Below are 13,434 nucleotides of genomic sequence, written 5' to 3' on the forward strand. Positions count from 1 at the left end.
TCCATGACCCTGGCGGCGCTGGTGCTGCTCTGTAGCCAGGCGCAGGCGGAAACGCTGCAAACCGGCAAGGACGTTGAAGCCCCCACCGCCAAATGGGAAGGGGTGGCGCTCGGTTTTGAGCCGCCGCAGCCTGGGCTGTTGGGGGATATGCTGGGGATCAGGCCGATCCTGGAGGATCATGGCTTCCACTATAACCTCGGCTACCTCAGCCAGCTGTCGTATAACGCCGGCGGCGGTTACAACCACGATAAACAGGCGTCGTATATCGACCAATTTTCGCTGACCTTCAGCCAGGATTTGCAGGCGCTGACCGGCATTCCGGACGCGGCGATCGAAGGCAATATCGTCAACCGCAACCATGACAACAACCTGACCCGCGATCGGCTGCAGGATCCGCGCGTCGGCCTGACCGATCTGTCGCAGGAGAGCTTTGGCGGGCAGTCGATTACCCGCCTGGGCTGGTTGACCTTCAGCCGGTCCTTCCTCGATCGCCGGCTGCAGTGGCGCATCGGCATGATGAACAAGGTGCAGGATTTCGATCAGATCATCCCCTGCGATTTTCAGACGCTGACGCTGTGCGGCGGCAAGTCTGCCAACTCGTTGACCTGGTACAACTGGAACGTGCATTACTGGGGCACCACGCTGCAATACAAGCTGACCGACGGCCTGACGCTCAAGGGCGGCGTGATGGAGCAGAACCCGAGCGCCCCCAGCCGCAGCCACGCCTGGAGCTGGTCCACCAAGGGCAGCAAAGGCTTCCTGTTGCCGATGGAGCTGGAGCTGAAAACCCACGCCGTCAACCAGCTGCCGGGAGTGTATAACCTGGGCGTGCTGTTCACCAACGCGCGCCAAAGCGATCTTTATGAAGGGGTGTCCGGTGGGCCGGGCGCCAGCGATCCGCAGGGCTATCGCAGCCACGATCGCACCTGGTTCCTGTATACCGGTTTCAACCAGCAGGTGACGCGCCATGCGGATGACGTCAACCGCGGTCTGAGCGTGTTTTACAGCCTGGGGCTGGGGGATCGGCGCAGCAACTACCTGCACTGGTCTACCTCGACCGGCATTCGCTATCGCGGGCTGTTCGATGCGCGGCCGGACGACTGGCTGGGGCTGGGCGTCTCGGTGGTGAAGCTGAGCGACCGCTATAAAGATAATCAGCGTTATCTCAACCAAATCAACGGCGTCAGCGATTATCACGATCCGAGCTACCGGCCGGTGCCGGGCCACTCGGTGACGGCGGAGCTCTATTATCGCGTGAACGTCACGCCGTGGTTGCAGCTGCAGCCGGGCCTGCAGTACTGGCATCACCCGGCGGGCGTCAGCGAGACGCAGGACGCCTGGGTGACGGCGTTGAAAACGGTGGTGACCTTCTGATCAGGCCGCGTCGCTCTCGCGGTAGCGCCGGCGGGCGTGTTCGAACCAGCTGGCGGGCACGTTGTGCGGCGGCTGCTGCAAGCGGAGCAGCCCTTGCTCAACGATATGGCTGGCCTGGCGCCACAGCGTCGGATCGCCTTCGGTCAGCACCTCCAGCAGGCGCTGTTTCTCGATCAGGTAGGTCTGGGCGAAGTGGCTGTCATAGTCCAGCAGCGAGCGGGTGTTGTCGATCAGATCCGCCAGCTTGATGGTTTTGGCCTGCGGCGATGCGCCGGCGCTGTGGCGCCGATCGCGGTTTTTGCGCTCGAAGCGGTTGCCGTCCTCGGCGCGGCTGACGTTGGTCAGCATCCGCACCAGCTCCGCCACCTTCGGCCCGAAGTGGCTTTCGATATCGCCGAGGGTGGTGGGCGTATCTTCCACCGTGTCATGCAGCCAGGCGGCCGCCAGCATCTCTTCGGTGTGCGGCACGCTGCGCACCAGTTCCATCACCGCCTGTGGGTGGACGATGTACGGATCGTCGGTGTATTTGCGGCGCTGATCGATGGCCGCATGCGCCTTGGTGGCGTAGCGGCGCGCGCGTTCTACAAGCGTGTTCGTCATTTCCTTTCCCTCCGAGCATCCTCTGCATAAAAAAAAGGTAGCATACCTCACAAGAAATAGCTTGCGATTACATCGTGCGCTATCTATATTCAGACACATGAAAAGCACCGATACCGAACAACCCCACGCGAAGCATCTGCTGCAGCTCGATCAGCAGCTCTGTTTCGCGCTGTACTCCGCCAACCTGGCGCTGCACAAAGTTTATCGCAAGCTGTTGAGTCAGCTCGAACTCACCTACCCGCAATACCTGGTGATGATGGTGCTGTGGGAGCGCGATCGGGTGACGGTATCGGATATCGGCGAGCGGCTATTCCTCGATTCCGCCACGCTGACGCCGCTGCTGAAGCGGTTGGAAACCGCCGGTTTGCTGGTGCGTTATCGCGCCACCGCCGACGAGCGGCAGGTGATCATTGCACTCACCGAAGCCGGCCGCGCGCTGCGCGAGCGGGCGCAATCGGTGCCCGAGGCGGTGATGTGCGCCACCGACTGCAGCCTGGACGAGATCGTCTCGCTCAAACAGCAGCTGGAAAAGCTGCGCGGCAGCCTGATCGATCAGATTTGACCCGCCGCCGCCGGACGCAAGAACGGCAGGGGTGGTCTACACTGGTTAATAAGCGTCAAAAATAAGTAGTGCGCGATTTAATCGCAAAAGATAAATATGTGACCGGCTTTACCTCGTGGAAGCCGTAGTCATCTCGCCAACCAGCAAGAAGGAATGAACGATGTCTATTGAGAAAGTGGTTTACCGCGCTCACGCCACCGCAACCGGCGGCCGCGACGGCCGTGCGACCTCCTCCGACGGCGTGTTGGACGTGAAACTGGGCGTGCCGAAAGAGATGGGCGGCGCCGGCGGCGAAGTCACCAACCCCGAGCAGCTGTTCGCCGCCGGCTACTCGGCCTGCTTCCTCGGCGCGTTGAAGTTTGTCGCGGCGAAAGAAAAGGTTAAAATCCCGGCCGAAGCGAAGATCGACGGCACCGTCGGCATCGGTGAAATCCCGAACGGCTTCGGCATCGAAGTGCAGCTGGATATCTCGCTGCCGGGCATCGAGCGCAGCGTGGCGGAGGATTTGGTGAAAAAGGCGCACGTGGTGTGCCCATACTCCAACGCCACCCGCGGAAATATCGATGTGACTCTGAACGTTAAGTAAGATTTTATCCTTATCGCGAAAAAAATGGAGGGTTTGACCCTCCATTTTCTTATCTGCCCCGCTTGAAAGCCGTTTGCAAAAAGCGTAAAAATTGCCCGTTTTGTGAGAATTCTCTTGATTATTACCCGCAAAATAACGCTTATTGCCGGTTGGCTGAACCAGAAGCCCTAATAAGTGTCTGACTGATCCAGAACCGCTACACCGTCCCCGGAGCCACCGCGTTACATGAACAAAGTTAAATCGCTATCACAGCAGAATTTATCGTTATTGTTAGCGATCTATATCGGCATATTTCTCAACCTGTCCGTTTTTTATCGTCGTTTTGATTCGCTGGCGCACGGCATTCAGGGGATTAAGGTGATTTCGGCGGTGACGGAAGTCATCGCTATCGTCCTGTTCACGTTCTTCATCATGCGGCTGGTATCGCTCGGCGGCCGGCTGTTTTATCGCATCGTCGCTTCGCTGCTGGTGTTGATTTCGGTTGCCGCCAGCTACTACATGACGTTTTTCAACGTGGTGATCGGCTACGGCATCGTGGTGTCGGTGATGACCACCGACATCGATCTGTCGAAAGAGGTGGTCGGCCTGCACTTCGTGCTGTGGATGGTGGCGCTCAGCGCCTTGCCGCTGCTGCTGATCTGGAAAAACAGCCTGCGTTACACCCTGATAGAACAGCTGAAAACCCCCGGTCATCGCATCAAGCCGCTGCTGGTCTTGCTGGCGGTGGTGGCGCTGGTCTGGCTGCCGCTGCGCATGCTGGACGACGAGCAGAGCGTGCAAGAGAAGCTCTCCAACGTCGATCTGCCGAGCTACGGCGGCGTGGTGGCGCATTCGTATCTGCCGTCCAACTGGCTGTCGGCGCTGGGGCTGTTTGCCTATACCCGCTATGACGAAAGCCAGGATCAGAGCACGATGTTCGATCCGGGCAAACACTTCACCTACGTACCGCCGGCGGATATCGACGACACCTACGTGGTGTTCATCATCGGCGAGACCACGCGCTGGGACCACATGGGCATGCTGGGCTATGAGCGTGATACCACGCCGCGGCTGTCTAAAGAGAAGAATCTGGTGGCGTTTCGCGGCGAGTCGTGCGACACCTCCACCAAGCTGTCGCTGCGCTGTATGTTCGTGCGCGAAGGCGGCACCGAAGACAACCCGCAGCGCACGCTGAAAGAGCAGAACGTGTTCGCGGTGCTGAAGGATCTGGGCTTCTCTTCCGAGCTGTTCGCCATGCAGAGCGAGGTGTGGTTCTACAACAACACCGAGGTGAACAACTATTCGTTCCGCGAGATGATCGCGTCCGAGAAGCGCAACGACGGCAAGGCGGTCGACGATATGCTGTTGGTGGACGAAATGAAGGAGTCGCTGGCGCGCTATCCGAAGGGCAAACACCTGGTGATCCTGCATACCAAAGGCTCGCACTACCTGTACTCGCAGCGTTATCCGCGCAGCTATGCGCGCTATCAGCCGGAGTGCATGGGGGTGGACGATTCCTGCACCAAGGCGCAGCTGATCAACGCCTTCGACAATACGGTGCTGTATACCGACAGCTTTATCGCCAATGTGATAGACCAGGTGCGCGACAAGAAGGCCATCGTGTTCTATGCCGCCGATCACGGCGAATCGATCGGTGAAAACACGCACCTGCACGGTACGCCGCGCGAAATGGCGCCGCCGGAGCAGTTCCGCGTGCCGATGATCGTATGGGCGTCGGACAAATTCCTTGAGAACCCGCAGCACCTCAGCGCCTTTGAGCAGCTGCAGGCACAGCAGCGCATCGGCAAAACGCATCGCCACGTCGAGCTGTTTGACACCATCCTCGGCTGCCTCGGCTACACGTCTCCCGATGGCGGCATCGTGGATAAAAACAACTGGTGCCATCTGCCGCAGGATAAAACGGCGCCCGCTAGCCTGTAGTAACCCCTCCCGCCGGGTGCCTGCCTTGCGCACCCGGCAATTTCACCCAATACATTCTCTTCATCAATTATTCCGGTGTGTGCATACGGTATACTTGCGCACTTCCCCCTGCTAACCGGAGATTTCCATGACCCTGCGCGTGGCGTTTATCGACGATCATGACATTGTGCGTTCGGGCTTCGTGCAGCTGCTGTCGCTGGAAGCCGATATTCAGGTGGTGGGCGAATTCAGCGGTGCGGCGCAGGCGCGCGCCGGCCTGCCGGGGCTGGAGGTGGACGTTTGCATCTGCGACATTTCGATGCCGGACGGCAGCGGGCTGGATCTGTTGGCGGACATTCCCTCCGGCATCCGCGTGGTGATGCTGTCGATGCACGATAACCCAGCGCTGGTGGAAATGGCGCTGGATCGCGGCGCCGGCGGCTTTCTCTCCAAGCGCTGCAAGCCGGAAGATTTGATCACCGCGGTGCGCACCGTCGCCGGCGGCGGCGTTTACCTGATGCCGGAAATCGCGCAGCAGCTGGCGCGGGTGAGGGTAGATCCGTTGACCCGCCGCGAGCGCGAGATCGCGCTGTTGCTGGCGCAGGGCCAGGAGGTGCGCGAGATTGCCGCCGCCTTGGGGCTGTCGCCGAAGACGGTGCATGTGCATCGCGCCAATTTGTTCGCCAAGCTGGGCATCAACAACAACGTCGAGCTGGCCAGACGGATGCTGAACCTGTGACGCAGCGCCTGATCACCCAGCTGGCGCTGTTTTTCATCTACGCCGCCAGCGCGTTTTGCCTGTGGGGCATCGGCACCGCGCTGATCGACCCGCCCTGGCAGGCGCTGCTGCTGTTCCCGTTCGGCCTGCGCATGGGCATTTTGCTGCAGAGCCCGTACCGTTTCTGGCCGGGGATCCTGCTGGCCGATCTGCTGCTGATGGCGCTGCTGGCGGATCAGTTCGGCTACGGCCCGGCGCTGTGGGCGTCGGTGGCGGTGCTGGTGTTGACGGTGCTGCTCAGCCTGCTGGCCTCGCCGTGGCTGTTGCGCCATCAGCAGAGCGACAGCGAATGGCGCTGGCCACTGTTGCAGGGCGCGGTGGTGGGCGCCGCCGCCTTGCTGCAGGCGCTGGTGTGGCAGCTGGTGAGCGGTGAAGGCGCCCGCGCGCTGCTGCTTGGCCTGACCGGCGGTTTTACCATCGCACCGACCTGCCTGCTGTTGTGGCACTATCTGGCGCGCCAAATCTGGGTGCCGCTGGAGCCGGGGCTGATCCACAAGCCGGTGGAGCTGCGTCTGGGCCATCTGGCCAGCTATCTGCTGCTGTTTGCGTTCAGCATCTGGCTGCAGCAGCAGGTGAACGCCGCCGAGCTGCGGCGCTTTGCGCCTTTCTGCCTGGCCATTCCTATCGTGTTCATGTCTTACCGCTACGGCTGGCAGGGCGCGCTGTTGGCGACGCTGCTCAACGGCGTGGCGCTGATGGTCAACGAGCCGCCGCAGCCGGAGTCGCACCGCGATCTGCTGCTGTCGCTGCTGGCCCAAAGCCTGACCGGGCTGCTGTTGGGCGTCGGCATTCAGCGCCAGCGCGAGCTGAATCAGCAGCTGAGGCTGCGGCTGGCGGAGAACCGCCAGTTGGCGCGAGCGCTGGTGACGGCGGAGGAGCAAACCCGGCGTGAGGTGGCGCGCGAGCTGCACGATGAGGTGGGGCAGACCATCACCGTGATTCGCACCCAGGCCAGCATCGTCAAACGCCTGGCGCCGGAGCCGGCGGTGATCGGCTGCGCCGACACCATCGATGCGTTGGCGCTGCGGGTCTACGATGGGGTGCATGATGTGTTGACCCAGCTGTGGCCGGCGGCGCTGAACAACCTGCCGCTGTCGGCGGCGGTGGCGGCGATGCTGCGGGAGTCGCTGCCGCAGGACGCGTCGCTGGTGAGCAGCCTGCAGTGGCAGGTGCCGGACGAGCTGCTGGATGAAACGCTGAAAATCACGCTGTACCGGGTGTGCCAGGAAGGGGTGACCAATGTGTGCCGCCACGCCGGCGCCAGCCGCCTGGAGCTGGATGCGCGCCTGCAGCCGCGCAAAGGCGCCGCGCCGCAGATCGCCCTGACCATCCGCGACAACGGTGTGGGCTTCGATGAGAAAAACCATCAGCCGGGCTATGGCCTGCGCGGCATGCAGGAGCGCATCAGCGCCCTCGGCGGCAGCCTGCGGTTCACCGCCGAGCGGGGCGCCTGTTTGAGTGTGATCTTGCCCACAGTTTCGCCGGCGCAAACGCAAAACTAGGAAAAACTCCTAACCGCGTCGGGAATCCGGCGTAAGCCTCCCGCGCGCGCGAGGAGCATCATAGCGGCACTTTATTCAATCCTCTGAGGTTCCACATGTGGTCTTTCCTTAAAAGCCGCCCGGACGCGCCGCAGGTCACCGATCAACGGCAGATCGACGCCAGCTACAAATACTGGCGCATCCAGCTGATGTGCACCATGTACATCGGCTACGCCGCGTTTTACTTCACGCGCAAAAGTTTCAACTTCATCATGCCGGCGATGCTGAGCGATCTGGGCCTGACGATGTCCGACGTCGGCATCCTCGGCACGCTGTTCTACATTACCTACGGCTGCTCGAAATTCATCTCCGGCATGATCAGCGATCGCTCCAACCCGCGTTACTTTATGGGGCTGGGCCTGATCATGACCGGGGTGCTGAATATCTTCTTCGGCCTCAGTTCGTCGCTGCTGATGCTGGGCACGCTGTGGATCCTCAACGCCTTCTTCCAGGGCTGGGGCTGGCCGCCGTGTTCCAAAATCCTCACCAGCTGGTATTCGCGTTCCGAGCGCGGCAGCTGGTGGGCGATCTGGAACACCTCGCACAACGTCGGCGGCGCGCTGATCCCGCTGCTGGTGGGCTTTATCTCGCTGCACTTCAGCTGGCGTTACGGCATGATCATCCCCGGTATCATCGGCGTGGTGCTTGGCCTGCTGATGTGCTGGCGCCTGCGCGACAAGCCATCCACCCTGGGGCTGCCGAGCGTCGGCAAATGGCGCAACGACGCCATGGAGCTGGTGCAGGAATCGGAAGGCCAGGGGCTGAGCAACCGCGAGATCATCAAACGCTACGTGCTGACCAACAAGTACATCTGGCTGCTGGCGGTCTCTTACGTGCTGGTGTACATCGTGCGCACCGCGATCAACGATTGGGGCAACCTCTACCTGACGCAGGAAAAGGGCTATTCGCTGATGACCGCCAACTCGGCCATCTCGCTGTTTGAAGTGGGCGGCTTTATCGGTTCGCTGGTGGCCGGTTGGGGTTCCGACAAGTTGTTCCGCGGCAACCGCGGCCCGATGAACCTGATCTTCGCCATCGGTATCTTCCTGTCGGTGGCGGCGCTGTGGCTGATGCCGGGCGTGACCTACCTGCTGCAGGCCTGCTGCTTCTTCGCCATCGGTTTCTTCATCTTCGGCCCGCAGATGCTGATCGGCATGGCGGCGGCGGAGTGCTCGCACAAGGATGCGGCGGGCGCGGCGACCGGTTTCGTCGGCCTGTTCGCCTACCTGGGCGCGGCGCTGTCCGGCTACCCGATTGCGCGGGTGATGGAGATCTGGCACTGGAACGGCTTCTTCGTGGTGATTTCCATCGCCGCCTGCCTGTCGGCGCTGTTCCTGCTGCCGTTCCTGCGCGCGCAGACGCCGGCGCTGAAACCGGCCAAAGCCTGAGTGAAACACGCTGCGCAGCCCCCGGCGCAGCGCATTATGGCGCTTTTATCACCACTTGAAATGCAGGGGCAAAAAAGTGATTGACGCCTATAACCGCCAGCAGTAAGATGCGCCCCGCATCGGCGAGTAGCGCAGCTTGGTAGCGCAACTGGTTTGGGACCAGTGGGTCGGAGGTTCGAATCCTCTCTCGCCGACCACCATTCGAAAAACCTGCTTTTTTAAAGCAGGTTTTTTTTCGCCCGTCGTTTATGAGGATGAGCACCTCCGCAGGAGGTTCGAGCCTCGCGAAGCGAGACAACGTTGCTTTGGCAACGGCCCGCAGGGCGCGCATCAACGATGCGCGTAATCCTCTCTCGCCGACCACCATTCGAAAAACCTGCTTTTTAAAGCAGGTTTTTTTTCGCCTGCGGTTTATGAGGATGAGTACCTCCGCCGATATGGCCGGCTTCGCTTTATGGCGTGCCTCAAGCTACCGTCCTCGTGAAATATATTTATCCTTTACGCTTAATTAATTCACACTCCTTATTCCCTTTAGGTTCTTATTTCCATATTTAAATAAATTCATGCTTGCCGAATAAAACCCGGTTGATAGCGCTCTTGTTTTCACGTTTTTTTTACCTATAGTCTGAATGGACAACGCGGGATGTGTTATTCCCGCCGCGTGGAAAATACCGTGATTATTTATTAACGTTAATCTTCGTGGATTATTGCGGAATCATTTAGCTCCGGCAATGCGTGGCGTCGATTAACTCTTTTATGTTTATCCTCTCGGAATAAAGGAATCAGTTATGCGCAAATTTAATAAACCGCTGTTGGCGCTGGTGATCGGCAGCACGCTGTGTTCCGCGGCGCAGGCCACCGCGCCGGGCAAGCCGACCATCGCCTGGGGCAACACCAAGTTCGCCATCGTCGAAGTCGATCAGGCGGCCACCGCTTATAATAATCTGGTGAAGGTAAAAAATGCCGCCGACGTTTCGGTCTCCTGGAATTTATGGAATGGCGACACCGGTACGACGGCAAAAGTTTTATTGAATGGCAAAGAGGCGTGGAGCGGCCCTTCAACCGGCGCTTCCGGCACGGCGAATTTTAAAGTGAATAAAGGCGGCCGTTATCAAATGCAGGTGGCGTTGTGCAATGCCGACGGCTGCACCGCCAGCGACGCCACCGAAATTGTGGTGGCCGACACCGACGGCAGCCATTTGGCGCCGTTGAAAGAGCCGCTGCTGGAAAAGAATAAACCCTATAAACAGAATTCCGGCAAAGTGGTCGGCTCTTATTTCGTCGAGTGGGGCGTTTACGGGCGCAATTTCACCGTCGACAAGATCCCGGCGCAGAACCTGACCCATCTGCTGTACGGCTTTATCCCGATCTGCGGCGGCAACGGCATCAACGACAGTCTGAAAGAGATCGAAGGCAGCTTCCAGGCGTTGCAGCGCTCCTGCCAGGGCCGCGAGGACTTCAAAGTCTCGATCCACGATCCGTTCGCCGCGCTGCAAAAAGCGCAGAAGGGCGTGACCGCCTGGGATGACCCCTACAAGGGCAACTTCGGCCAGCTGATGGCGCTGAAGCAGGCGCATCCTGACCTGAAAATCCTGCCGTCGATCGGCGGCTGGACGCTGTCCGACCCGTTCTTCTTTATGGGCGACAAGGTGAAGCGCGATCGCTTCGTCGGCTCGGTGAAAGAGTTTCTGCAGACCTGGAAGTTCTTCGATGGCGTGGATATCGACTGGGAGTTCCCGGGCGGCAACGGCGCCAACCCGAACCTGGGCAGCCCGCAAGACGGGGAGACCTATGTGCTGTTGATGAAGGAGTTGCGGGCGATGCTGGATCAGCTGTCGGCGGAAACCGGCCGCAAGTATGAGCTGACCTCCGCCATCAGCGCCGGCAAGGACAAGATCGACAAGGTGGCTTACAACGTCGCGCAGAACTCGATGGATCACATCTTCCTGATGAGCTACGACTTCTACGGCGCCTTCGATCTGAAAAACCTGGGGCATCAGACCGCGCTGAATGCGCCGGCCTGGAAACCGGACACCGCCTACACCACGGTAAACGGCGTCAATGCGCTGCTGACGCAGGGCGTCAAGCCAGGCAAGATCGTGGTCGGCACCGCCATGTATGGCCGCGGCTGGACCGGGGTGAACGGCTACCAGAACAACATTCCGTTCACCGGCACCGCCACCGGGCCGGTTAAAGGCACCTGGGAGAACGGCATCGTGGACTACCGCCAAATCGCCAGCCAGTTCATGAGCGGCGATTGGCAGTACACCTACGACGCCACGGCGGAAGCGCCTTACGTGTTCAAACCTTCCACCGGCGATCTGATCACCTTCGACGATGCCCGCTCGGTGCAGGCCAAGGGCAAGTACGTGTTGGATAAGCAGTTGGGCGGCCTGTTCTCCTGGGAGATCGACGCGGACAACGGCGATATTCTCAACAGCATGAACGCCAGCCTGGGCAACAGCGCCGGCGTTCAATAATCGGTTGCAGTGCGTTGCCGGGGGATATCCTTTCGCCCCCGGCTTTTTCGCCGCCGAAAGTTTTTTTACGCCGCACAGATTGTGGGCCTGCCCGGCGCAAAACGCGCTCATCGGACTCACCCTTTTGGGTAATCCTTCAGCATTTCCTCCTGTCTTTAACGGCGATCACAAAAATAACCGTTCAGATATTCATCATTCAGCAACAAAGTTTTGGCGTTTTTTAACGGAGTTAAAAACCAGTAAGTTTGTGAGGGTCAGACCAATGCGCTGAAAATGTCCGCTTAGCATAAATTTTCATGCTGGAAGTGTTAACGAAAGGTTTTTTTTATGTTTGTTTGCTGTTTCTCACAGTCTGCGTAAATCCCCACTGGTTATATTGACGACACCCCAAACAGTTGGCAACTTGATAGCCTCAGGGGTAAGAGCGAGAGTTGTTTGAGTGAATTCCACGCGCTCAGACGTCCCCGCCGCGATGCGTTCCATCCGGCATTCTCTCCTCGTACACCTTCTGCCTTCGGGCGCCGATCGCACAGGCCACGCAATAAAAAATACAGGTCTGGCGGCAATGACACACATCACACAATGGAGCACTAACGATGACACGTTCCTTGGGTAAATCGGGGGTTCTGAAATTCGGCATTGGGCTGATCGCGCTGACCGTGGCGGCCAGCGTACAGGCCAAGACGTTGGTTTACTGTTCTGAAGGTTCCCCGGAAGGGTTCAACCCGCAGCTGTTTACCTCCGGCACCACCTACGACGCCAGCTCGGTACCGATCTACAACCGCCTGGTCGAATTCAAAATCGGCACCACCGAACTGCAGCCGGGCCTGGCTGAGAAGTGGGACGTCAGCGAAGACGGCAAAACCTACACCTTCCACCTGCGCAAAGGCGTGAAGTGGCAGAGCAGCAAAGACTTCAAACCGACGCGCGATTTCAACGCCGACGACGTGGTGTTCTCCTTTGAACGCCAGTTGGATGCGAACAACGCCTATCACAAAGTGTCCGGCGGCAGCTACGAATACTTTGAAGGCATGGACATGCCTAAGCTGATCGCCAAGATTGAAAAAGTGGACGACAACACCGTGCGCTTCGTGCTGAACCGCCCGGAAGCGCCGTTCCTGGCTGACCTGGGCATGGACTTCGCGTCCATCCTGTCCGCCGAATACGCCGACGTGATGATGAAAGCCGGCACGCCGGAGAAGGTCGACCTGAACCCGATCGGCACCGGCCCGTTCCAGCTGCTGCAATACCAGAAAGACTCCAAGATCCTGTACAAGGCATTCGACGGTTTCTGGGGCACCAAGCCGAAGATCGATCGCCTGGTGTTCTCCATCACGCCTGACGCCTCCGTGCGCTACGCCAAACTGCAGAAAAACGAATGTCAGGTGATGCCGTACCCGAACCCGGCCGATATCGCCCGCATGAAGCAAGACAAGTCCATCAACCTGATGGAGCAGCCGGGCCTGAACGTGGGCTACCTGTCGTTCAACGTCGAGAAAAAGCCGCTGGATAACCTGAAGGTGCGTCAGGCGTTGACCATGGCGGTCAACAAGCAGGCGATCATCGACGCGGTTTATCAGGGCGCGGGCCAGGCGGCCAAGAACCTGATCCCGCCGACTATGTGGGGCTATAACGACGCGGTGCAGGATTACGCTTACGATCCGGCCAAGGCGAAAGAGCTGCTGAAAGAAGCGGGCATGGCCGACGGTTTCAGCATCGACCTGTGGGCGATGCCGGTACAGCGTCCTTACAACCCGAACGCGCGCCGCATGGCGGAAATGATCCAGGCCGACTGGGCCAAGATCGGCGTGAAAGCCAAAATCGTGACCTATGAGTGGGGTGAATACCTCAAGCGCGCCAAAGCGGGCGAACACCAGACGGTGATGATGGGCTGGACCGGCGACAACGGGGATCCGGACAACTTCTTCGCCACGCTGTTCAGCTGCGCGGCGGCGAAAGACGGCTCCAACTACTCCCGCTGGTGCTACAAGCCGTTTGAAGATCTGATTCAACCGGCGCGCGCCGAATCCAACCACGACAAGCGCATCGAACTGTACAAGCAGGCGCAGGTGGTGATGCACGATCAGGCTCCGGCGCTGATTGTCGCACACTCCACCGTGTACGAGCCTGTGCGTAAGGAAGTGAAAGGCTACGTCGTGGATCCACTCGGTAAGCATCACTTCGAGAATGTCTCTGTAGACTGATTTCGACCGCTTTACCGGAGAC

At 59.6% G+C, this 13,434-nt stretch carries 10 protein-coding genes, 1 tRNA gene and 1 other RNA gene; 11 read left to right on the top strand and 1 reads right to left on the bottom strand.

The annotated features are described in order from the left end of the window. Positions 1-3 precede the first annotated feature (3 nt). Complete coding sequence (locus ACK3CV_RS00935; protein WP_424540213.1) at positions 4-1,374, top strand: carbohydrate porin; 1,371 nt, start codon at positions 4-6, stop codon at positions 1,372-1,374. Here the strand turns inward: ACK3CV_RS00935 and ACK3CV_RS00940 are convergent, their stop codons facing one another. Continuing rightward, positions 1,375-1,974, bottom strand: a complete 600-nt coding sequence (locus ACK3CV_RS00940; RefSeq protein WP_033636604.1) for an HD domain-containing protein — start codon at positions 1,972-1,974, stop codon at positions 1,375-1,377. 97 nt (positions 1,975-2,071) lie between these two features. Here ACK3CV_RS00940 and ACK3CV_RS00945 point away from each other — a divergent pair, with 97 nt between their 5' ends. The 10 genes from ACK3CV_RS00945 (at position 2,072) to dppA (ending at position 13,412) form a co-directional block, all read left to right on the top strand. Then, positions 2,072-2,536, top strand: coding sequence for a MarR family winged helix-turn-helix transcriptional regulator (locus tag ACK3CV_RS00945; protein WP_041037249.1), 465 nt, complete (start codon positions 2,072-2,074; stop codon positions 2,534-2,536). Between the two features lie 160 nt (positions 2,537-2,696). Next, the gene (locus ACK3CV_RS00950; protein WP_004934114.1) at positions 2,697-3,122 is read left to right on the top strand and encodes an organic hydroperoxide resistance protein; all 426 of its coding nucleotides are present in this window, start codon (positions 2,697-2,699) and stop codon (positions 3,120-3,122) included. Positions 3,123-3,347: 225 nt separating this feature from the next. Next, positions 3,348-5,042, top strand: a complete 1,695-nt coding sequence (gene eptB, locus ACK3CV_RS00955) for a kdo(2)-lipid A phosphoethanolamine 7''-transferase (protein ID WP_033650007.1) — start codon at positions 3,348-3,350, stop codon at positions 5,040-5,042. Positions 5,043-5,169: 127 nt separating this feature from the next. Continuing rightward, positions 5,170-5,760 (top strand): response regulator transcription factor UhpA, encoded by a 591-nt coding sequence (gene uhpA, locus ACK3CV_RS00960; protein ID WP_033636607.1) that lies wholly within the window; start codon positions 5,170-5,172, stop codon positions 5,758-5,760. After that, positions 5,757-7,301 (top strand): signal transduction histidine-protein kinase/phosphatase UhpB, encoded by a 1,545-nt coding sequence (uhpB, locus tag ACK3CV_RS00965; protein ID WP_164039728.1) that lies wholly within the window; start codon positions 5,757-5,759, stop codon positions 7,299-7,301. Before uhpA ends, uhpB begins: the two co-directional genes overlap by 4 nt. 95 nt (positions 7,302-7,396) lie before the next feature. Continuing rightward, complete coding sequence (locus ACK3CV_RS00970; RefSeq protein ID WP_060444961.1) at positions 7,397-8,728, top strand: MFS transporter; 1,332 nt, start codon at positions 7,397-7,399, stop codon at positions 8,726-8,728. A gap of 120 nt (positions 8,729-8,848) precedes the next feature. Next, positions 8,849-8,925, top strand: a tRNA-Pro gene (locus tag ACK3CV_RS00975). A 37-nt stretch (positions 8,926-8,962) separates the two neighbouring features. Further along, positions 8,963-9,091: non-coding RNA, RtT sRNA (locus ACK3CV_RS00980), on the top strand. A gap of 425 nt (positions 9,092-9,516) precedes the next feature. Continuing rightward, a complete protein-coding gene (gene chiA, locus ACK3CV_RS00985) occupies positions 9,517-11,208 on the top strand; it encodes a chitinase ChiA (RefSeq protein ID WP_164039731.1) in 1,692 nt (563 codons plus the stop codon). Positions 11,209-11,804: 596 nt separating this feature from the next. Next, positions 11,805-13,412 (top strand): dipeptide ABC transporter periplasmic-binding protein DppA, encoded by a 1,608-nt coding sequence (gene dppA / locus ACK3CV_RS00990; protein WP_019452584.1) that lies wholly within the window; start codon positions 11,805-11,807, stop codon positions 13,410-13,412. The last annotated feature ends 22 nt before the right edge of the window (positions 13,413-13,434 follow it).

Source organism: Serratia sp. TSO36, assembly GCF_057808395.1.

Coding starts and splice junctions, on each gene's coding strand:
- ACK3CV_RS00935 (WP_424540213.1), top strand. CDS start 4: ATGACCCTGGCGGCGCTGGTGCTGCTCTGTAGCCAGGCGCAGGCGGAA.
- ACK3CV_RS00940 (WP_033636604.1), bottom strand. CDS start 1,974: ATGACGAACACGCTTGTAGAACGCGCGCGCCGCTACGCCACCAAGGCG.
- ACK3CV_RS00945 (WP_041037249.1), top strand. CDS start 2,072: ATGAAAAGCACCGATACCGAACAACCCCACGCGAAGCATCTGCTGCAG.
- ACK3CV_RS00950 (WP_004934114.1), top strand. CDS start 2,697: ATGTCTATTGAGAAAGTGGTTTACCGCGCTCACGCCACCGCAACCGGC.
- eptB (WP_033650007.1), top strand. CDS start 3,348: ATGAACAAAGTTAAATCGCTATCACAGCAGAATTTATCGTTATTGTTA.
- uhpA (WP_033636607.1), top strand. CDS start 5,170: ATGACCCTGCGCGTGGCGTTTATCGACGATCATGACATTGTGCGTTCG.
- ACK3CV_RS00970 (WP_060444961.1), top strand. CDS start 7,397: ATGTGGTCTTTCCTTAAAAGCCGCCCGGACGCGCCGCAGGTCACCGAT.
- chiA (WP_164039731.1), top strand. CDS start 9,517: ATGCGCAAATTTAATAAACCGCTGTTGGCGCTGGTGATCGGCAGCACG.
- dppA (WP_019452584.1), top strand. CDS start 11,805: ATGACACGTTCCTTGGGTAAATCGGGGGTTCTGAAATTCGGCATTGGG.